The following is an 18,200-nucleotide window of genomic DNA, read 5'->3' as shown; positions in this document are numbered from 1 at the left end:
TCAGGCCTCGTCGGAAGTGCCGTTGGGTCGGCGGCGTACGACCAGGGCCAGGCCACCGGCGATGACGAGGACCACCACGGTGCCGATCACTCCGGCGAGGCCGCCGGAGAGCCGCGCATCGTCGACGCCCTTGGCGCTGTAGTCGGCCAGCGGCCCGTCGGCCGCGCCGTGCTCCGCGGCGCTGTCGAGGAAGCCGGTCTTGTGGGCGACGTACTCGAGGCCGTCGGGGTTGGCTGATGCGTAGTAGGAGACCACCCCTGCCAAAAGCAGCGCCACGACTGCGATGCCGACCGCGACCCATTTGAACGGCACGGCCCGCTTCGTCTCCGTCGTCTTCGTCGCCGTCGTCATGCCACCGACTCCTTGGTCTTGATGACCAGCTCGCGCTCGGAGATCACGCCTCGGGCGGCGTAGACGAGGTCAGGACGTACGGACAGGATCGCGCCGACGGCGAGGAAGGTGATCGCGGCCTCGCCGAGGCCGATGACGGTGTGCCACCCGAGCATCGCGGTGGCCAGGGTGGTCAGCGAGATGTCGGCGGTGCCGCCGACCGCATAGAGACCGGTGAAGACGAGGGCTGCAGTGGGCACGGAGACGAAGGCGCCGATGGCGGCCGCGGGGGCGACCATGCCGACCCGCTTCGGCAGCACCTTGAGCAGCACCCGGGTGACGAACCAGCCGACGACCACCGTGGTGACGGCGATGAGCAGGATGTTGGTGCCGAGCGCGGTGATCCCGCCGTCGGCGAAGAGCAGGGACTGCACGATCAGCACGACCGAGACGCAGAGCACCCCGGTCCACGGCCCCACCAGCACGGCCGCCAGCGCACCGCCCATCAGATGGCCGCTCGTGCCGGCCCCGACGGGGAAGTTGATCATCTGGGTCGCGAAGACGAACGCGGCCACGAGGCCGGCCAGCGGGGCAGTCTTGTCGTCGAGCTCGCGGCGCGCGCCGCGCAGCGCGACACCCACCGCGACGACAGCTACTGCGCCGGTGGCGATCGACGTCGGCGCGTCGAGGAAGCCGTCGGGGACGTGCATGGTCACCTCTTGGTTCTGCGTGTGGGGTCGGTCCAAGTGGAGCCCTGGACAACGGAAACCGCTAAACGCGAACTTATCGCAATAGCCTCGCCCGTGCACTGCCTGGCCGAAGGACGACCAAGACCGCAGAGGTTTCAATCCGCTAGAAATGGATACTTCTCAAGTCATGACTGTCCGCGTACGGTCGAGAGCATGAGCAGCGCCGCCAACGACATCGTCATCTGCGAGCCCCTCCGCACCCCGGTCGGCCGGTTCCTCGGCGCCCTGGCCCCGCTGACCGCGACCGACCTCGCCACGACGGTCCTGCGCGAGCTGGTCGAGCGCACCGGCATGCAGGAGGGCGACGTCGACGACGTCATCCTCGGCAACGGCTACGCGAGCGGCGAGAACCCCGCGATCGGACGCATCGCCGCCCTCGACGCCGGGCTCGGCAACGGCGTCCCCGGCCTGCAGATCGACCGCCGCTGCGGTTCGGGTCTCCAGGCGATCCTGTACGCCGCGGGCTCGGTCGCCACCGGCGCCGCGAACCTCGTCGTGGCCGGCGGCGCGGAGTCGATGTCCAACGTCGAGCACTACTCGCTCGGGCTGCGCGGCGGGGTGAAGCAGGGCGGCATCCAGCTGCTCGACCGCCTCGACCGGGCCCGCGAGACCGCAGGCGGCAAGGACCACCCGATCCCCGGCGGCATGATCGAGACGGCGGAGAACCTGCGCCGCGAGTACGGCATCGGCCGCGAGGAGCAGGACGAGCTCGCGCTGCGCTCCAACCAGCGCGCCGTCGCCGCCCACGAGGCCGGCAAGTTCGCCGACGAGCTGGTGCCGGTGACCGTTCCCGGCGGCCGCCGCAAGCCCGACGTGGTCGTCGACCGCGACGAGCACCCACGTGCCGACATCTCTCTGGAGAAGCTCGCCTCGCTGCGTCCGATCCGGCTGAAGGTCGACGAGGAGTCGACGGTCACCGCCGGCAACGCGTCCGGTCAGAACGACGGCGCCGCGATGTGCGTCGTGACCACCCGCGCCGAGGCGGAGAGGCGCGGCCTGACTCCCCTGCTGGCGCTCAAGTCGTGGGCCGTCACCGGCTGCGAGCCCGAGCGGATGGGCATCGGACCCGTCCTCTCCAGCAGGGCCGCGCTGGACCGGGCCGGGCTCACCCTCGACGAGATCGACCTGATCGAGCTCAACGAGGCGTTCGCCGCCCAGGTCCTCGCGGTCCTGCGCGAGTGGAAGATCGACGCGACCGACGAACGGCTCAACCCCAACGGCTCGGGGATCTCCCTGGGTCACCCGATCGGTGCCACCGGCGCGCGGATCCTCGCCACGGCGGCCCGCGAGGCGCAGCGCCGCGAGGCGAAGTACGTCCTGGAGACGATGTGCATCGGCGGCGGGCAGGGGCTCGCGGCGGTGTTCGAGTCGGTCCGCTGACGCCGGCTGGCATCGGCGTACGAGTTTTTCCTTCGAGAGAGCAGAGAAGACATGGGTCTGGACAAGGTGGTCGGATCGGCCGCAGAGGCGGTCGCCGACATCCACAGCGGAGCGAGCCTGGCAGTGGGTGGCTTCGGGCTGGTGGGGATCCCGTGGTTCCTGATCGAGGCGCTGCGGGAGCAGGGCGCGGACGACCTGATGGTCGTCTCCAACAACTGCGGCGTGGACGGCGCCGGGCTCGGGCTGCTGCTCGACGACCACCGCATCTCCCGCGTGATCGCGAGCTACATCGGCGAGAACAAGGAGTTCGGCCGGCAGTACCTGGCCGGCGAGATCACCCTCGAGCTCACCCCGCAGGGCACCCTCGCGGAGCGGATGCGCGCGGGCGGCAGCGGGATCGGCGCGTTCTACACGCCGACCGGCGTCGGCACGATGGTCTCCGACGGCGGCCTGCCCTACCGCTACAACCCTGACGGCACCATCGCCGAGGCCTCCGAGCCGAAGGAGGTCCGGGCGTTCCACGGCAAGCAGATGGTGCTCGAGGAGAGCATCGTCACCGACTTCGCGCTGGTGCGCGCGACTCGCGTCGACCGGGCCGGCAATGCCCAGTTCAACGCCTCGACCCGCAACTTCAACGTCCCGGCCGCGATGGCGGGGCGGATCACCGTCGTCGAGGCCGAGGAGGTCGTCGAGGTCGGTGAGATCGACCCAGCCGACGTACATCTTCCGGGGATCTTCGTGAAGCGGATCGTGGCGCTGACGCCCGAGCAGGCAGCACGCAAGGACATCGAGAAACGTACGACGCGTGGCGAGCGCCCGACCGAGACCACATCGAGCAAGGAGGCCTGAGTCATGGCTTGGGACCGCAACCAGATGGCCGCGCGCGCCGCGCAGGAGCTGCAGGACGGCGACTACGTCAACCTCGGGATCGGCCTGCCGACGCTGATCCCCGACTACATCCCGGAGAGCTCGACGGTCGTGCTGCACGCCGAGAACGGCATCCTCGGCGTCGGTCCGTTCCCTTACGAGGACGAGGTCGACCCGGACCTGATCAACGCCGGCAAGCAGACGGTGACCGTGCTCGCCGGAGCCTCCTACTTCGACTCCGCGACCTCCTTCGCGATGATTCGCGGTGGCCACATCGACGTCGCCGTCCTGGGCGCGATGCAGGTCGCGACCAACGGCGACATCGCCAACTGGATGGTCCCGGGCCAGATGGTCAAGGGCATGGGTGGCGCGATGGACCTCGTCTCCGGGGCCGGGCGGGTGATCGTGCTGATGGAGCACGTCACCAAGAAGGGCGCCCCCAAGCTGCTCGCGGAGTGCGACCTGCCGCTGACGGGTCGCGGGATCGTGAAGCGGGTCATCACCGACCTGGGCGTCCTCGACGTCGCCGGCGCCTCGTTCGAGCTCGTGGAGCTGGCTCCCGGGGTGACGTACGACGAGGTCGTGGCGGCCACCGGTGCTGAGGTCGTCGACAGGACCTCAGCAGCAGTCGCTTAGTCTCACGATCCAATACTGGAACACGTTGCCGTAACTCGCGTTTGCACTTCTCGTTTGTGGATGTGATGGTCACCACACCCTGGGAGTGAGTCGTGAATCTCGGCATCCTGTCGTTCCTGTTTCCGTTCCTGGCTCTTGTCACGACGTTCCTGCCACCGACGTCGTCCGACCTCGGCTCGCTGGCCGGCGAGGCGGAGAGCATGGCGCGTACGCTGCCGGCCGCTCCAACTGCGGCGCCCCAGGCTCCGCGGGCTGCGCCGGCGGCCCAGCCGCAGGCACGAGCCGAGGCGTGGAAGCCTCGGCCGGCGACGTACGGCGTGGTGGTCGAGAAGGACGTCGCGATCACGATGTCCGACGGGGTCGTGCTCCTGGCCGACATCCACCGTCCGGCGAAGGCCGACGGCACCGCGGCGGCGGGTCGGTTCCCGGTGATCCTGACGCAGAACCCCTACAACAAGAACCTGTCCGGCGGCAGCGGCGGCGACTACTTCGTCCAGCGCGGATATGTGTTCGTGCAGACCGACGTACGCGGCACCGGCTCCTCCGCCGGTCAGTGGGACGCGTTCGGCGACCGCGAGCAGAAGGACGGCCTCGAGGTCGCCAACTGGGCCACCTCGAAGCAGCGCCCGTGGAGCAACGGTGAGCTCGGCCTGTGGGGCGCCTCCTACATGGCCATCAACCAGTTCTTCACCGCCGCCCAGCACCCACGCGGGCTGAAGGCGATGTTCCCGATCGTGCCTGCCGGTGACGTCTACCGCGACGTGGTCGCCTCCGGCGGACAGATCGACGCCGGGTTCATCCCGTTGTGGTTCGGGCTCGTCACGGGCGCGGGACTGGTGCCGCCGGCCGTGAACAAGGCCCGCCCCGAGGCCACCTTGACCACGCTGCTGCAGCACGTCGGCGGCGCGCTCGGGTTCCAGGTGCCGATGCTCGCCAGCGCGGTGCTGGGCAGCGACGCCGCCTACGACGGCCCCTTCTATCGGAAGCGCTCGCCGCTGAGCGTGGTCGACGAGATCGACGTACCGACGTTCGTGACGGCCGGGCAGTACGACATCTTCCAGCGTGGGGCGCCGATGCTCTTCGACCGGATGCAGCGGAACGGGGTGGACACCAAGCTGCTCGTCGGGCCGTGGACGCACACCGAGGCCGCGACGGCCGCCGGCTTGGAGGGCAGCGGGATCAACAGCCTGAGCGAGATGGCGCTGCGGTGGTTCGACACGCACCTCATGGGCCTTTCGGACACCACCCTCGACCGGGACGTCGCTCCGGTGACCTACCACGAGATCGGGTCCGGGAAGTGGCGCACGATGCAGTCGTGGCTCGGGAGCGAGGTCCGCGCCAAGACGTACGGCATCGGGTCGGCCCTGAAGCCCGTCGGCGGAGACACCATCGTGCCGCTGCCGGTGCAGGGACTGTGCTCTCGCAGCACCGCGCAGTGGACCGCCGGCGCCCTCGCGATCCCCGGCTGCGAGACCGACAACCGGATCAACGACGCGCTCGGGGTCTCCTACGAGACGGCTCCGGCCGCCTCCGACCTGGCCTTCTCCGGTCCGCTCAACGCCGATCTGTCCGTCTCCACGACCGGCACCGACGGCCTGATCTCGGTCTCGGTCGAGGATGTCGCGCCGGACGGGTCCGTCGACCGCATCACCGGCGGGTGGCAGACCCTGCGCCATCGAGCTGTCCTGCCGTCGAGATCGCGAACGCTGAACGGACAGGTCGTCCAGCCCTGGCACCCCTTCACCCGCGAGGCCGAGCAGTCGGTCACCCCCGGCAAGGTCTACCGCGTGCCCGTCGAGGTCTTCCCGACCGGCGCGGTGATCAAGAAGGGCCACCGCCTCCGCGTCACCGTCCACTCCTACGACGTCCCTCACCTGCTGCCCAACGTCAAGCAACTGGTCCGCGGCGTCGCGGGCGTGGTGACCGTCCATCACACGAAGGCACACCCCTCGACGCTGATCCTCCCGGTCCGGAGGTAGCGCCGAGAGGCGTGCGGATCTCGCGGCGAGAAGGTCAGAGGCTGGCGGCTTCCTCCGGCACCCGCTCGGTGATCTCCGGGTCCCGGGCGCGTGTGGCATTCACGAGCAGGTACGCCGCGACCACCGCTCCGAGGGCCAACGCGACCGCCGCCGAGGCATAGGCCGCGTAGTAGCCGACGGTCGTGACCAGGCCGGCGGCGATCAAGGTGCCGAGGAACCCGCCGACCTGCTGAGCGGTCGTGGTCAGGCCGGAGCCGATGCCAGCGAACTCCGGAGCCAGCGCACCCATCGCCAGAGCGATCACCTGCGGCATCGCGAGCCCGAAGCCGAGACCCATCACGATCGTGCCCGGGAGGACGTCGAGAGCGAAGCTGCCCGAGTCGGGGATACGGACGAGATAGATCATGCCTGCGACGAAGGCGAGCATGCCGGCCAGCATGATGCGCTCGGTGCCGAACCGATCGGCCAGCATGGCGCTGAAGCCGAGGGATGCGACGGCGATCACCGCGCCGACCGGGAAGAACGCCAGGCCGGTCGTGAGCGCTCCGAAGCCGAGGACGTCCTGGAGGTAGAGCGTCGTGACGAACTGGAAGGTGAACCCACCGAAGGTCAGGGTCACCAGGATCAGGTTGGCGAGCACGAACCGGTGCTCGGCGAACAGGCCGCGCGGCAGCAGACCACCCTTGGCGCCGGTCGGCGGCGTACCTCTGACCGCGCGGAGCGCGACGACCAGCGCGATGATCCCGATCGGCAGGTTGATCAGGAAGGTCCAACGCCAGGAGGCGAGCTCGGTGAGCACGCCGCCCAGGACGGTCCCCACCGACGCACCGACGGAGCCGATGAAGGCGAGCACCGCGAAGGCGCGGAGTCGCTCCGCCGTCTCGACGTAGAGGCCGACGATCATGCCGAGGACGACGGCCGACGCGATGCCACCCCCTAGGCCCTGGACGAATCGCGCGAGGACCAGGGAGATCGGATCCCAGGCGAGCCCGCACCATGCCGAGGCGAGGGTGAAGATGCTCAGCCCGGTGAGGAAGACCGGGCGGGTGCCGAAGGCGTCACCGGCCCGGCCCGCCGGGAGCAGGGCGAGCGCGAAGGCAAGAAGGAAGCCGTTGACGATCCAGGACTGCGAGGCATCGCCGAAGCCCAGGTCGTCGCGGATTGCCGGAAGGGCGACGGTCACGACTGTGCCGTCGAGGATCACCATGAGTTGAGTTGCTGCGAGGGTCGCGAGCGCGACTGCCTTGGTCGTCATGGATACGACCATAGAAGATTGTTTCTTACGAAACAATCTATTTTCAGATATTCATTTGTGGATCTATTTCTCAGCGAGCAGACGCAGGGGCACGCCGTCGCAGCGTCATCGTGTGCGACGGCGTCGCCCACGGCCCCTCGACCAGGCGCTGGAGCGCCTCGACGAACGCCTCGCCCTCGCTCGGCGACAGACCCTCGAGCGCCTCGGCGACGGTCGCGTTATAGGTCTTCGAGGCCTCCTCGAGCGCCTTCGTACCGGCCGGAGTGAGCGCCACGATGCGGGCTCGGCGGTCGGTGTCCGAGACCCGGCGCTCGGCGAGGCCACGGCGCTCGAGGCTATCGAGGGTCGTGACCATCGTGGTCTTGTCGAGCATCGCCATCTCGGCCACGGCGTTCTGGGTGTACACCCCTTCGGACGCCTTCAGCAGCACGCAGTACTCACGCACCGACAGCTCCATGTCAGCGAGAGCCTCGCCGACCTGAGCCGCGAAGGCGTGAGCAGACTGGTTGAGCAGGAACAACAGGTCGATACGCGGTCCGGGCATGAATAGATCTTAGCGAACCATCCCACACCAAACTATCTCCGAACCAACTATCCCGAAAGCCCCCGCCGAGACGTCAAACATGACGCCGAAAGGTCACTTCTTGACGTCGAGAAGTCAGTATTTCTGACCTCTCGACGTCAAAATCTGACCTCTCGACGTCGAGAACTGACGCTTCGACGTCGAGAACTGACGTTTCGGGGTTAGACGTACTGGGGCAGGTCGGACTGGATCTCTTCGGGGGTCACCGGGGGCTCGTAGCGCTTGAGGACCTCGCCGTCGCGGCCGATGAGGAACTTGGTGAAGTTCCACTTGATGTCGCCGGGCTCGGTCGCCGGGCTGATGTCCTTCACCGCCTCGTAGAACTGACCCAGGTGCGGGCCCCAGTCGCCGGGCGCCTCGGCGCGCAGGAAGTCGTAGAGCGGCGCGGCGTTCTCCCCGTTGACGTCGACCTTGGCCAGGACCGGGAAGGTGACGTCGTACGTGGTCTTGCAGAACTCCTGGATCTCCTCGTCGGTGCCGGGCTCCTGACCCAGGAACTGGTTGGTCGGGAACCCGACGACCTCGACGCCAGAGTCCTTGGTGGCGCGATAGAGCGCCTCCAGACCTTCGTACTGCGACGTCAGACCGCACTTGCTCGCGACGTTGACGATCAGCAGCAGCTTGCCCTTGTAGTCACCGAGCCGGACGGTGCGGCCGTCGGCGGCCGTCGCTTCGAAGTCGTGCGTGCTGGTCACAGGTCTCTCCTCGGATCATCGGATATCGGGGTCTGAAGGCAGTGGCCCCGCGCTCATCGAGACGACAACCCTCCACGTGCCGAGGTTATGCCCCGCGCCGATGCGGGAGGGACGCAGCCTCCTCGGTCAGGCGACGATCCCTGGCGACCGTCATGATCGCGGCCGACATCCACTCGAGCGCCTCGGGCATCTCGTAGGCGATCTCCTCGAGCAGCGTCGGCATGTCGTGCCGACCCACCGAGAGCAGCATCTCGCTCAGCGAGCCGTCGGGCGCGGTGACCATGAATCGGAACTCGATCGCCTCGGGAGTCACCGTCGCAGCACACCGGCCGGTCTCGAACGTCCACGGCGCACGGCGGACGTCGCCTTGGGTGCCGGGAGTCGTCATGACGGGGCAGCATATTCAATCTGCCGCCTCCGCCGCATCCCCTAACGCTTCGCGAATCATCTTTCGAACAGTGATTCGAGTCTCGTCGCCAGACACGCCACCCCCAACACACATGCAGCAGCCCACGGACCGGTACGTTCATCCGCGGCATACGGCGGGGAGCACTGAGAGGGACACCAACTTCACATGATGGGCGGGCATCACGCGGCCTCAGGCGCGGCCGCGTGGATCGCAGTGACATCGTCGGCACCGATCGCGTTCGGATGGTATCCGGGCGTCTCGGACGTAGGTGTGATGACCGGGGCCCTGGTGTGCGCCGGCGCCGCGCTGCTTCCGGACGCGGACCACCACAACGGCACGATCGCTCACTCGCTGCCGCCGGTCACCGAAGCCTTGACCAAGGTCGTCGGACGGGTCTCCGGCGGCCACCGCAACGGCACCCACTCGATCCTCGGCGTGCTGGCCTTCACCGGCCTCGCCTGGGGCGCCGGGAAGCTCTCGCTCGAGACCGAGACCGTCGGAAGCGTTCTGATCGGTCCGGGCATCATGTGCGTCCTGCTCGTCGCCTTCGCGATGGACGCGCTGAAGCTCACCCGCAAGGGCGTCCTGTGGCCCTGGATCCCGGCGGTCGCGCTGGCATCCGTGATCGCGGTCTTCGCACCCGAGGAGTGGTGGTGGATGCCGTTCTCGGTCGCCCTGGGCTGCGTCGTACACCTGCTCGGCGACTTCGTGACGACGATGGGGATCCCGGTGTTCTGGCCGATCGCGCCCAAGCCGCCGAAGTGGGTCCGGCGCAACAAGTGGCTCCCGTTCGACAACATGTGGACGCGGGGCGGCCACTTCGCCCTCCCCGTCCTCGGCGATGCCGGCTCGATCCGTGAGTGGGTAGTGATGACACCGATCAGCCTCTACGCCATCGTCGGCTTCGGCTGGGCGATGCTGAGCCAGATGGGCTTCGACGTCGACAGCCGCTGGGACGTCCTGGTCGCCAACCTCAGCGCGCTCGTCTGAGCGACTGTCCCCACGACTTCTCGCCGCTCACGTCTGCGACGGACCGTCGACGCCCGCGAAGCGGGCGTACGAGGAAGATCCCCGCCAGGAGCCCGAGGGCGGCGAGAAGGGCAGCGACCGCGAGCATGCCGCTCAGGACGACCTTGGTCTGGATGTCCCGGTGCTCCTCGCCGACATCGTCCGCGACGATCAGCGTCATCGCCACGATCGTGTCCTTGAGGAGCTGGATGAACCGGGTCATGTCCTCGGACCAGACCTGCGCGGCCGGCCTCCCCGGCCCTTGCCTCTCGAGGTCCGACACCACCCGCTCGAGCGAGCCGTCGTTGATCGCCCGCACGACGGCGTTCTGGGAGATCACACCGCGAGAACCGTCCGCGAAGGTGCCGTCCGAGATCTTGTCCAACGCCTTCTGGGTCGCCTTCGGAGCGTCGGCGTAGAAGGAGCGCGAGGTGAGCTGCCATGACGTACGCGCCTCGCTCATCGCCTCCATCGACTCCTGGTCGATCCGGCCCGTCATCAGTGCCGGCACCATGATCGTCCGCTCGACGCCCAGGGACTCGGCCGCCGACCTGACGTACTTGAGGTTGGTGACCTGCTTGTAGATCTTCTCGTTGGGGATGTTGGGCATCTCGGTCGCGAAGTCGAGCAGCTCGTAGGCGGTGTCGGTGTAGGCCGCGACGGCGGCCTCCGTGCTCGCCTTGTCGCCGTCCTCGAGGTCCTTGCGATAGGCGTCGATGCCCTTGAGGACGGTGTAGGTGCGTTCGACCCGCTCCCGCAGGCTCGGGGTGTCGGCGAGATCGATCTTGGTGATGTCGTCGTGCCACGCCTCGATCGAGTCGTCGGTCACCTGACGATAGGCCTGCCGGACCGCGTCCGGGACCTGGTCCGAGCCCAGCGCGTCACGCTCGAAGATGAGATCCATCCCGAGCTCGTAGCTCTCCGGGAGCGCGCCTGCGATCGTCATCGCCCCGTTGGAGACAGCTCGCTCCTCGAGCGCGTCGGCAAAGGCCAGTCCACCCAGGACCATGGTGATCACCACCGGGACCAGAAGCGCGCCGAGCACCCGGGTGCGCAGGACGCTCGGCTTCGGGGCCGCATGGGACCGAGGCGTACGCTGCACCGACTCCACCACCCCCGCGACCGCTGTCGCCGACGACGCCGACGACGCCGGGGCGGAGAGTGCCTTGGGTGCGGCGATCGCCGCGGGCTTGGCGGAGGCAGACAGCTCTCGGCTGCCGGTGACGACCGCGGGCACGACCCCGGGCCTGCGCGCGAAGGCGACGACCTCGCCCGCGGTGGGTCGCCGGGACGGGTCCTTGTCCATCATCGAGGCCACGAACTCGTCGACATGGGCGGGCACGTCGACCACGTCGTTGACGTGCGGGACCGGCGCGGTCACGTGCTGGTAGATCATCGAGACCGGCTCGGAGCCGGCGTAGGGAGCGCGACCGGTCAGCAGCTCGAAGCAGACGCAGCCGAGCGCGTAGATGTCGCTCGCCGGACCGACCACGGTGTCGGCTGCCTGCTCGGGCGAGATGTAGGGCAGGCTCCCCATCACGTGGCGGGTCGAGGTGAGTCGCTCGGCCTGATGGCTGGCGAGCTGGGCGATGCCGAAGTCGAGCACCCGGATCCGGCCGTCGCCGTCGTAGACCAGGTTGGACGGCTTGATGTCGCGGTGGATGATCCCCGAGGCGTGGACCGCGGCGAGCGTGCGCGCGACCTGGACCATCGCCTCGCTCGCCTCCTCGACGGTGAACCGCCCCTGCTTCTCGAGGCGGTCGGCCAGCGTCGGACCGGGCAGCAGCTCCATGACCAGGTAGACGATGCTGCCGTACTCGGTCTCCTCGACCCCGACGTCGTGCACCTGCACCGTGCCCGGGTGGCTGGCCGCCGTCGTCGAGAGCGCTTCACGCCGGAAGCGCTCGGTCACCTTCGGGTCGGCAGAGATCTCCACGACCTTCACGGCCACCCAGCGCTCGAGCCTGGTGTCGGCCGCCTGCCAGACCTCGCCCATCCCGCCGCGGCCAAGCAGTCGGTGCAGGCGGTATCGGCCTGCGATCGGGGGGCGCGTTCGCATGCGCATATGTTGTCGGACTCACACCCCGTGCGTCTTGTGTACGCACCGATGGAGTTGGCCGATCTTTGCTATCGTTCGCGGTTTACGCGTCAACCGATCGCCTTCGCGCATGGAGCAGTGCGAACCCGAGCACGACGAACACCACGAGCGCGATGCCGGTGAAGACCCCCCGGGCGATCGTCTGGTTCTGTGCGTCCCGGTGCTCACGGTCGATGCCCTCAGCCAGCCGGCGCGCAGAGTCGACCACCACGTTCTTGAGGTCCTGGACGTAGCGGGCCGCATCGGCCAGCCAGAGCTGGTCCACAGTTCTACCGTCGGCGGTCACCTCCAGCTGCCTCGCGACCTCCTCGACGTCACGGGCGTTGAGCACTCGGATGACGGCACGCTGGGACGAGACCGCGTGTGAGCCGAACTCGAACGACCGACCAGAGATCCGGTCGAGCCCCTGCCGCATCGCCGGGTCGGCGCGGGCGTAGATCGACGCCGAATGAGTCGCCCAGGAGTCCTGAGCCGCGCTGAGGTCGGCGATGCCCTGGTCGCTGATCCGCCCGTTCCGCAAGGCGTTCGCCATGATCCTTCGCTCAAGCCCGAGCACCTCCGAGACAGACCCGATCAGCTCCAGGTTTCGCGTCTGCTTGGCCAGCTCGTCGTCCTGGAACGACGGCAGCTCGGCGGCGAGGTCGAAGAGGCCGTTGACCGCGTTCGTGTACAGCTCGACGGCCACCAGCTTGCCGGACCTGTCCCCGGCCCGGGTGGCCGCACGGATGTCGGAGAGCCTCTCGAGGGCGGCCGCCGACCTCTCCATCCGCCGGCGCAGACCTGGGTCACCCGCGGTGTCCAGCTCCTCGACCTCGCCGGTCCAGGCCTCGATGGACCTGTCGGTGATCTGGAGGAAGTCCTCGGTCAGTGCCGCGTCGGTACGCAGCGCATCGCGCTCGATCGAGAGGTCGAAGGCGAGCTGGAAGCTGGTCGGCAAGACATCGGCGAGCGGCTCGGCGCTCCCGACGTCCGACATCATGTCGCCGGCGCGGAGCGTGCTCCAGCAGCCGAAGACCAGCCCCGGCAGGAGCAGGACCATCAGTACGCCCAGGGTGGACGACACGACCCGGGCGCGGCGCCCGTCCGCTCTGGACGGCCGGACGATCTTCTTCGGCGGGGCGGAGAGTCCGCTCTCCAGCACGGCCAGGACCTCCTCTGCCCGCGGTCGCTCGGCCGGGTCCACAGCGAGCATCGCGGTCACGATGCCGTCGATCTGACCGGGCACCGTCACCAGCGAGCCGATCCGCTCGGGTTCGCTGCCTGCGTACGGCGGACGTCCGGCGAGCACCTCGAAGAACACCGCGCCCAGCGCATAGATGTCGCTGGCGGGACTGACCCGCTGCCGCTCGACCTGCTCAGGGGCCAGGTAGGGCAGGCTCTCCCCGGGGCGTGGCGCCGGCGCGCCGATCAGGTCGGCCTTGCCACCGTCTGTGATTCCGATCGTGGCCGGCCGGATGTCGCCGTGCACGTGACCGGCGGCGTGGCCGCCGACGAGGATGCGCGCGATCTCCCTGACGATGGCAGAGGCCTCGTCGGGCTGAAGTCGTTGTTCCTGGACAAGCCGGCCGGCAAGACTTCGATCGTCCAGGGCGGGTCCGCCCTGTCCGGTCAGGTGGGTCAACTGCTGGCGACCGGCGCGTGGGGGACGGATCCGCATGGGCTCATAATCCCTGGTGAGCGGCCCTTCGGGCCCGATCTCACCCGAGAGTTTTCCTCGGCGTGGCCAAGAGTTCGACTCGCAACCGCTAGCTCGGTCGGAGCCGGATCCCGTACTGCTGCACCTTGCGGTAGACGGTGGCGCGCGACATCCCGAGCTCCGCGGCCGCTTCCTGCATGGTGATCCCCGGACGGGTCAGGACGCGGACGATCTCACCGCGCTCGAAGGCGTCGATGCGGGACAGCGGGCGTCTGGTGTCGGAGAGGACGTCAGCGGGAAGGTGGCGCAGGTCGACCTGGTCTCCGGCGCTCACGGCCCGCTGGACGACATGGACGAGCTCGGTGACGTTGCCCGGCCAGCCATGGTCGTGCAGCGCCCGCTCCGCGGCCGGGGTCAGCGCGATCTCCCTGCCCCGCACCCGCAGGCCGACCCGTTGCGCCAGCGGAAGCACGTCCTCCGGCCGCTCCCGCAGCGGCGGCACCTCGACCACCGTGTCGACGAGATCTGTCAGGGCCGCGGGGACGCCCTCGAAGGTGTCGGCGGTCACCGCGAACGGCACTCCGGCGACCGCCCCGGGCGCGGCCTCGACCAGGAGAGCATGCAGCCGCTCGGCCACCCAGGCCGGGAGCATGTTCACGTCGCGTACGACCACCGCGGTGTCCTGCTTGGCGAGCTCCGGCGTCCACAGCGACAGCCAGGCTTCGGCGTCGGCCGGATTCGGGGCGGACGCCGCCAGGATCCGGTCACGCGGCCGCAGGTCGCGGAAGGCCTGCGCGACCAGGGTCGTACGCCCTACCCCCGGCTCTCCGACCACAGCAACCCGCCGGCCGACGGCGAGCGCGTCGCGTACCTTGCCCAGCGCCTCGCGCCAGACGGTGGAGAGCTCACGGAGGGTTCCTGCGCCCGGTTCCAGCCGGGGCGCCTCGACCCGGAACACCTCGCCGCGGGGGGCCGGCCGCGGAAACCTGCCGTGGGCACGCGCGACCATGAGCGACGCGGTGTTGCTCGCGGCCGACTGGGCCAGGGCCAGCAGGAGCTCGTGGGACGACTCCGACCAGGTGGTCAGATTGACGCTGCCCTCCAGGCGGCCGCTGATCGGGTCGATCACCGGGGCGGCCGCACAGGTGTAGCTGCACAGCGAGAGCGAGTAGTGCTCGTCGGCCCGGACCACGGTCGGGGTCCGGTCGGCCAGCGCGAGGCCGAGCCCGTTGGTGCCGGCCGCACGCTCGGCATAGCTGAACCCCGGCGCCAGGTGCACCGCGTCGAGGTCGCGGAGCAGCTGCTGGTCACCACTGAGGCGGTTGAGCACCAGACCGACGGGGTCGGTGAGCATCAGGCTGACCGGTTCTCCGACGAGGGTCCGATGCAGGTCGTGGAGCACCTCCTGGCCGCACTGGAAGAAGAGCGACTCCTTGTCATAGGCCCCGGAGAAGACCGGGTCGACCTCCTCGACGGAGACGCCGTACTCCTGGCTGCGCTGCCATGACGCTCGGACACGAGGCGCCAGCGCCGTCGCATCGACGGCCCCGGTGCGCTGCGCGATCGGATGGCGGCCTGTCATGTGATCGACGTTACATCCGTTGGTGGTCGGCGGCAGCCGGGCGGCGTCTCAGATTGAGACGGTCGAGGTCTCACATTGAGACGCCGCACCCCTGATCTGCGCGCCACCCCGGCCCTAGCGTCCTGTGACGGAAGCCACAGAAGGAGACCCCGATGTACACCAAGAACAACGAGTCGTACTTCATCGTCGACGCCCACGTCGCGCTCTGGGACGCCCGTCCGGAGAACCAGCGCAACATCCACGGCAAGCAGTTCATCGACTGCTTCTACGACTATCACCGCAACCTCTCCCCCGAGGAAGAGGTCTGGCCTTATGAGGACTACCTCTACCAGGGCGGCGAGCGGCTGATGCACGACCTGTTCGAGGTCGGCTACGTCGACCACGCGATCTTCCAGCCGGCCCACCTCGGCGAGTTCTACACGAACGGCTTCGGGCAGACCGATGAAGCCTCACAGCTGACCGCGAAGCACCCGGACAAGCTGACGTACAACCACCACTTCGATCCCCGCAACGGCGAGGCCGGACTCGAGCAGCTCCACGCCGACGCCGAACGGTTCGGGCTCAAGGGTGTCAAGCTCTACACCGCCGAGTGGCACGGAGACTCGCGTGGCTGGAAGCTGACCGACCCCTGGGCGTACCGCTACTTCGAGGCCTGCCGGAAGCTCGGGATCACCAACATCCACATCCACAAGGGCCCGACGATCCGGCCGTTGGACCGCGACGCGTTCGACGTCGCCGACATCGACCACGTCGCCAGCGACTTCACCGACCTGAACTTCATCGTCGAGCACGTCGGCCTGCCCCGGCTCGAGGACTTCTGCTGGATCGCCACCCAGGAGCCCAACGTGCACGGGGGGCTGGCGGTGGCGATGCCGTTCATCCACACCCGGCCGCGCTACTTCGCGCAGATCCTCGGGGAGCTCATCTACTGGATCGGCGAGGACCGCATCCAGTTCTCCTCCGACTACGCGATCTGGACGCCGAGATGGCTGATCGAGCGGTTCGTCGACTTCCAGATCCCTGAGGACATGACCGAGTACGCCCCGCTGACGGTCACCCAGAAGAAGAAGATCCTCGGCCTCAACGCCGCGAAGATGTACGACCTGGAGGTGCCCGCCGAGCTGCGGCTGCCCGAGGCGGACGAGACCGCCACCGGTCCCCGGGAGCCCGAGCGCGCCGACCTCGCGGCGGTGTGACATGTCGCTGCTGACCCACGAGAGCACCCACGAGCGCCAGGCGTACGCCGCACTCGGCTCGGTCGTCGACCCCGAGCTCGACGAGCCCATCACCGACCTGGGCTTCGTCCGGTCGCTGACCGTCTCCGGGACCGCGCCTGTCGAGATCGAGGTCCACCTGAGGCTGCCGACGTCGTTCTGCTCGCCCAACTTCGCCTATCTGATGGCGAGCGACGCCAAGGACGCACTGACCGCGCTGCCGTGGACCGGCCACGTGGTCGTCGAGCTGGACGACCACCACGACTCAGACCTGATCAACGCCGGTCTGGCCGCCGACGCCGGCTACGTCGGCACCTTCCGCCACGAGGCCGAGTCGTCCCTGGACGAGCTGCGGACCACGTTCCACCGCAAGGCACACACGGCTGCGCTCGAGCGTTGCCTGACCCGGCTGTTGAGGGGGCAGCCGGACCTGCCTGCGGACGCCGTGGGTGATGTTCGGCTCCAGGACCTCCCCGACGACGAGTTCACCGCTGCGCTCCTGCGGCGCCGGGCGGTCCTCGGTCTGCCCGACCTGCCGGAGGCGTACGTCCTGGTCGACCACGACGGCCGGCGACCCGACGACATCCCGCTGGCACTGCGGCGGGCACGTTCGACCCGGATCTCGATCGACGGGAACGCCCACTTCTGCCGCGGTCTGCTGGCGACGCGCTACGGCGACGAGGTCACCTCGCCCGCCTTCGTACCTCTGACCGACCTGCACCGAGAAGGAGCATCATCATGAGCACCATGCGAGCCGTCCAGGTGGTCGGCTACCACCAACCGCTGGCGATGGCCGACGTCCCGGTACCCGAGCCGACCGGCCCGTTCGACGTCGTCGTCAGGATCGGCGGCGCCGGAGTGTGCCGCACCGACCTGCACATCCTGGAGGGCCAGTGGGCGGAGAAGTCAGGCGTCGCACTGCCCTACACGATCGGTCACGAGAACGCCGGCTGGGTGCACGCGGTGGGTGACGCCGTCACCCACGTCGCCGAGGGCGACAAGGTGATCCTGCACCCGCTGATCACGTGCGGGCTGTGCCGTGCCTGCCGCTCAGGGGACGACGTCCACTGCGAGCTCAACCAGTTCCCCGGCATCGACACCAACGGTGGCTACGCGGAGTACCTGAAGACCTCCGCACGCTCGGTGGTCAAGATCGACGACTCCCTCGAGCCCGCCGACGTGGCCGCCCTTGCCGACGCCGGACTGACCGCCTACCACGCGGCGGCGAAGGCCGCCCGGCGGCTGACCCCGCGCGACAGGTGCGTGATCATCGGCGCCGGCGGGCTCGGGCACATCGGCATCCAGGTGCTGAAGGCACTCAGCCCGGCCGAGCTGATCGTGGTCGACCGAAACCCGGACGCGGTGAAGCTCGCCCTCGACATCGGCGCCGACCACGGCGTCGTCGCCGAGGGCACCCAGGTCGACCAGATCCTCGAGCTCACCGACGGCCACGGCGCCGAGGTCCTCGTCGACTTTGTCGGCGAAGGCGGCGCGACGGCGGAGGGAGTCCGGATGCTCCGCCAGGCGGGCGACTACCACGTCGTGGGATACGGCGAGAACATCGATGTGCCGACCATCGACATCATCTCGGCCGAGATCAACTTCGTCGGCAACCTGGTCGGCTCCTACAACGACCTGTGCGACCTGATGGCGCTCGCCGCCCGCGGCGCCGTCACGCTGCACACCCAGAAGTACGCCCTCGACGACTTCCAGACCGCCATCTCCGACCTCGACGCCGGCCGGGTCCGCGGCCGCGCGATCCTGGTCCCCTGAGGAGCC

At 68.9% G+C, this 18,200-nt stretch carries 17 protein-coding genes; 8 read left to right on the top strand and 9 right to left on the bottom strand.

The features are described 5' to 3' along the window. Together BJ988_RS28140 and BJ988_RS28135 are read right to left on the bottom strand one after the other, a co-directional pair. A complete protein-coding gene (locus BJ988_RS28140; protein ID WP_179661102.1) occupies positions 1–351 on the bottom strand; it encodes a PDGLE domain-containing protein in 351 nt (116 codons plus the stop codon). After that, a complete protein-coding gene (locus BJ988_RS28135) occupies positions 348–1,040 on the bottom strand; it encodes an energy-coupling factor ABC transporter permease (protein WP_179661729.1) in 693 nt (230 codons plus the stop codon). Before BJ988_RS28135 ends, BJ988_RS28140 begins: the two co-directional genes overlap by 4 nt. A gap of 192 nt (positions 1,041–1,232) precedes the next feature. On the opposite strand from BJ988_RS28135, the gene BJ988_RS28130 reads away from it, so the two are divergent. The 4 genes from BJ988_RS28130 (at position 1,233) to BJ988_RS28115 (ending at position 5,941) form a co-directional block, all read left to right on the top strand. Next, positions 1,233–2,459 (top strand): acetyl-CoA C-acetyltransferase, encoded by a 1,227-nt coding sequence (locus BJ988_RS28130; protein ID WP_179661101.1) that lies wholly within the window; start codon positions 1,233–1,235, stop codon positions 2,457–2,459. Between the two features lie 51 nt (positions 2,460–2,510). Next, positions 2,511–3,308: a CoA transferase subunit A gene (locus tag BJ988_RS28125; protein ID WP_179661100.1), complete on the top strand. Its 798-nt coding sequence runs from the start codon at positions 2,511–2,513 to the stop codon at positions 3,306–3,308. A 3-nt stretch (positions 3,309–3,311) separates the two neighbouring features. Continuing rightward, on the top strand, positions 3,312–3,962 hold the full coding sequence (locus BJ988_RS28120) for a CoA transferase subunit B (protein ID WP_179661099.1): 651 nt from the start codon (positions 3,312–3,314) through the stop codon (positions 3,960–3,962). Between the two features lie 92 nt (positions 3,963–4,054). Continuing rightward, on the top strand, positions 4,055–5,941 hold the full coding sequence (locus tag BJ988_RS28115; protein ID WP_179661098.1) for a CocE/NonD family hydrolase: 1,887 nt from the start codon (positions 4,055–4,057) through the stop codon (positions 5,939–5,941). A gap of 34 nt (positions 5,942–5,975) precedes the next feature. On the opposite strand, the gene BJ988_RS28110 is transcribed toward BJ988_RS28115, so the two are convergent. The 4 genes from BJ988_RS28110 to BJ988_RS28095 form a co-directional block, all read right to left on the bottom strand. Beyond that, the gene (locus BJ988_RS28110; protein ID WP_179661097.1) at positions 5,976–7,196 is read right to left on the bottom strand and encodes an MFS transporter; all 1,221 of its coding nucleotides are present in this window, start codon (positions 7,194–7,196) and stop codon (positions 5,976–5,978) included. A gap of 70 nt (positions 7,197–7,266) precedes the next feature. Beyond that, positions 7,267–7,740, bottom strand: a complete 474-nt coding sequence (locus BJ988_RS28105) for a MarR family winged helix-turn-helix transcriptional regulator (RefSeq protein WP_179661096.1) — start codon at positions 7,738–7,740, stop codon at positions 7,267–7,269. Between the two features lie 200 nt (positions 7,741–7,940). Further along, the gene (locus tag BJ988_RS28100) at positions 7,941–8,474 is read right to left on the bottom strand and encodes a redoxin domain-containing protein (protein WP_179661095.1); all 534 of its coding nucleotides are present in this window, start codon (positions 8,472–8,474) and stop codon (positions 7,941–7,943) included. Positions 8,475–8,559: 85 nt separating this feature from the next. Beyond that, positions 8,560–8,862, bottom strand: a complete 303-nt coding sequence (locus BJ988_RS28095) for a hypothetical protein (protein ID WP_179661094.1) — start codon at positions 8,860–8,862, stop codon at positions 8,560–8,562. A 186-nt stretch (positions 8,863–9,048) separates the two neighbouring features. Between BJ988_RS28095 and BJ988_RS28090 the strand changes: the two genes are divergently transcribed. Then, the gene (locus BJ988_RS28090) at positions 9,049–9,873 is read left to right on the top strand and encodes a metal-dependent hydrolase (RefSeq protein WP_179661093.1); all 825 of its coding nucleotides are present in this window, start codon (positions 9,049–9,051) and stop codon (positions 9,871–9,873) included. Here BJ988_RS28090 and BJ988_RS28085 read toward each other — a convergent pair. The 3 genes from BJ988_RS28085 to BJ988_RS28075 all read right to left on the bottom strand — a co-directional run bounded on the left by BJ988_RS28085 (position 9,857) and on the right by BJ988_RS28075 (position 15,207). Continuing rightward, positions 9,857–11,950, bottom strand: coding sequence for a protein kinase domain-containing protein (locus tag BJ988_RS28085; protein WP_179661092.1), 2,094 nt, complete (start codon positions 11,948–11,950; stop codon positions 9,857–9,859). The genes BJ988_RS28090 and BJ988_RS28085 overlap by 17 nt on opposite strands. An 82-nt stretch (positions 11,951–12,032) precedes the next feature. Continuing rightward, positions 12,033–13,646, bottom strand: a complete 1,614-nt coding sequence (locus BJ988_RS28080) for a serine/threonine-protein kinase (RefSeq protein WP_179661091.1) — start codon at positions 13,644–13,646, stop codon at positions 12,033–12,035. A gap of 88 nt (positions 13,647–13,734) precedes the next feature. Next, on the bottom strand, positions 13,735–15,207 hold the full coding sequence (locus BJ988_RS28075) for an AAA-type ATPase lid domain-containing protein (RefSeq protein ID WP_179661090.1): 1,473 nt from the start codon (positions 15,205–15,207) through the stop codon (positions 13,735–13,737). Positions 15,208–15,359: 152 nt separating this feature from the next. Here BJ988_RS28075 and BJ988_RS28070 point away from each other — a divergent pair, with 152 nt between their 5' ends. The 3 genes from BJ988_RS28070 to BJ988_RS28060 are packed head-to-tail and all read left to right on the top strand — an operon-like array spanning position 15,360 to position 18,194. Next, positions 15,360–16,403: an amidohydrolase family protein gene (locus tag BJ988_RS28070; protein WP_179661089.1), complete on the top strand. Its 1,044-nt coding sequence runs from the start codon at positions 15,360–15,362 to the stop codon at positions 16,401–16,403. A gap of 1 nt (position 16,404) precedes the next feature. Further along, entirely contained in the window at positions 16,405–17,163 is a 759-nt protein-coding gene (locus BJ988_RS28065; RefSeq protein ID WP_179661088.1) for an iron-sulfur cluster assembly protein, read from the top strand. After that, on the top strand, positions 17,160–18,194 hold the full coding sequence (locus BJ988_RS28060) for an NAD(P)-dependent alcohol dehydrogenase (RefSeq protein ID WP_246321596.1): 1,035 nt from the start codon (positions 17,160–17,162) through the stop codon (positions 18,192–18,194). The genes BJ988_RS28065 and BJ988_RS28060 overlap by 4 nt, the downstream gene beginning before the upstream one ends. Positions 18,195–18,200: the final 6 nt, after the last annotated feature.

Origin of the sequence: Nocardioides panzhihuensis (assembly GCF_013408335.1) — a bacterium.
Lineage (GTDB): Bacteria > Actinomycetota > Actinomycetes > Propionibacteriales > Nocardioidaceae > Nocardioides > Nocardioides panzhihuensis.
Note: the sequence above shows the minus strand (reverse complement) of the source record. Positions and strands in the feature narration are given on the sequence as shown.

Coding starts and splice junctions, on each gene's coding strand:
- BJ988_RS28110 (WP_179661097.1), bottom strand. CDS start 7,196: ATGACGACCAAGGCAGTCGCGCTCGCGACCCTCGCAGCAACTCAACTC.
- BJ988_RS28130 (WP_179661101.1), top strand. CDS start 1,233: ATGAGCAGCGCCGCCAACGACATCGTCATCTGCGAGCCCCTCCGCACC.
- BJ988_RS28135 (WP_179661729.1), bottom strand. CDS start 1,040: ATGCACGTCCCCGACGGCTTCCTCGACGCGCCGACGTCGATCGCCACC.
- BJ988_RS28075 (WP_179661090.1), bottom strand. CDS start 15,207: ATGACAGGCCGCCATCCGATCGCGCAGCGCACCGGGGCCGTCGATGCG.
- BJ988_RS28095 (WP_179661094.1), bottom strand. CDS start 8,862: ATGACGACTCCCGGCACCCAAGGCGACGTCCGCCGTGCGCCGTGGACG.
- BJ988_RS28105 (WP_179661096.1), bottom strand. CDS start 7,740: ATGCCCGGACCGCGTATCGACCTGTTGTTCCTGCTCAACCAGTCTGCT.
- BJ988_RS28085 (WP_179661092.1), bottom strand. CDS start 11,950: ATGCGAACGCGCCCCCCGATCGCAGGCCGATACCGCCTGCACCGACTG.
- BJ988_RS28090 (WP_179661093.1), top strand. CDS start 9,049: ATGATGGGCGGGCATCACGCGGCCTCAGGCGCGGCCGCGTGGATCGCA.
- BJ988_RS28140 (WP_179661102.1), bottom strand. CDS start 351: ATGACGACGGCGACGAAGACGACGGAGACGAAGCGGGCCGTGCCGTTC.
- BJ988_RS28070 (WP_179661089.1), top strand. CDS start 15,360: ATGTACACCAAGAACAACGAGTCGTACTTCATCGTCGACGCCCACGTC.
- BJ988_RS28125 (WP_179661100.1), top strand. CDS start 2,511: ATGGGTCTGGACAAGGTGGTCGGATCGGCCGCAGAGGCGGTCGCCGAC.
- BJ988_RS28065 (WP_179661088.1), top strand. CDS start 16,405: ATGTCGCTGCTGACCCACGAGAGCACCCACGAGCGCCAGGCGTACGCC.
- BJ988_RS28080 (WP_179661091.1), bottom strand. CDS start 13,646: ATGCGGATCCGTCCCCCACGCGCCGGTCGCCAGCAGTTGACCCACCTG.
- BJ988_RS28060 (WP_246321596.1), top strand. CDS start 17,160: ATGAGCACCATGCGAGCCGTCCAGGTGGTCGGCTACCACCAACCGCTG.
- BJ988_RS28120 (WP_179661099.1), top strand. CDS start 3,312: ATGGCTTGGGACCGCAACCAGATGGCCGCGCGCGCCGCGCAGGAGCTG.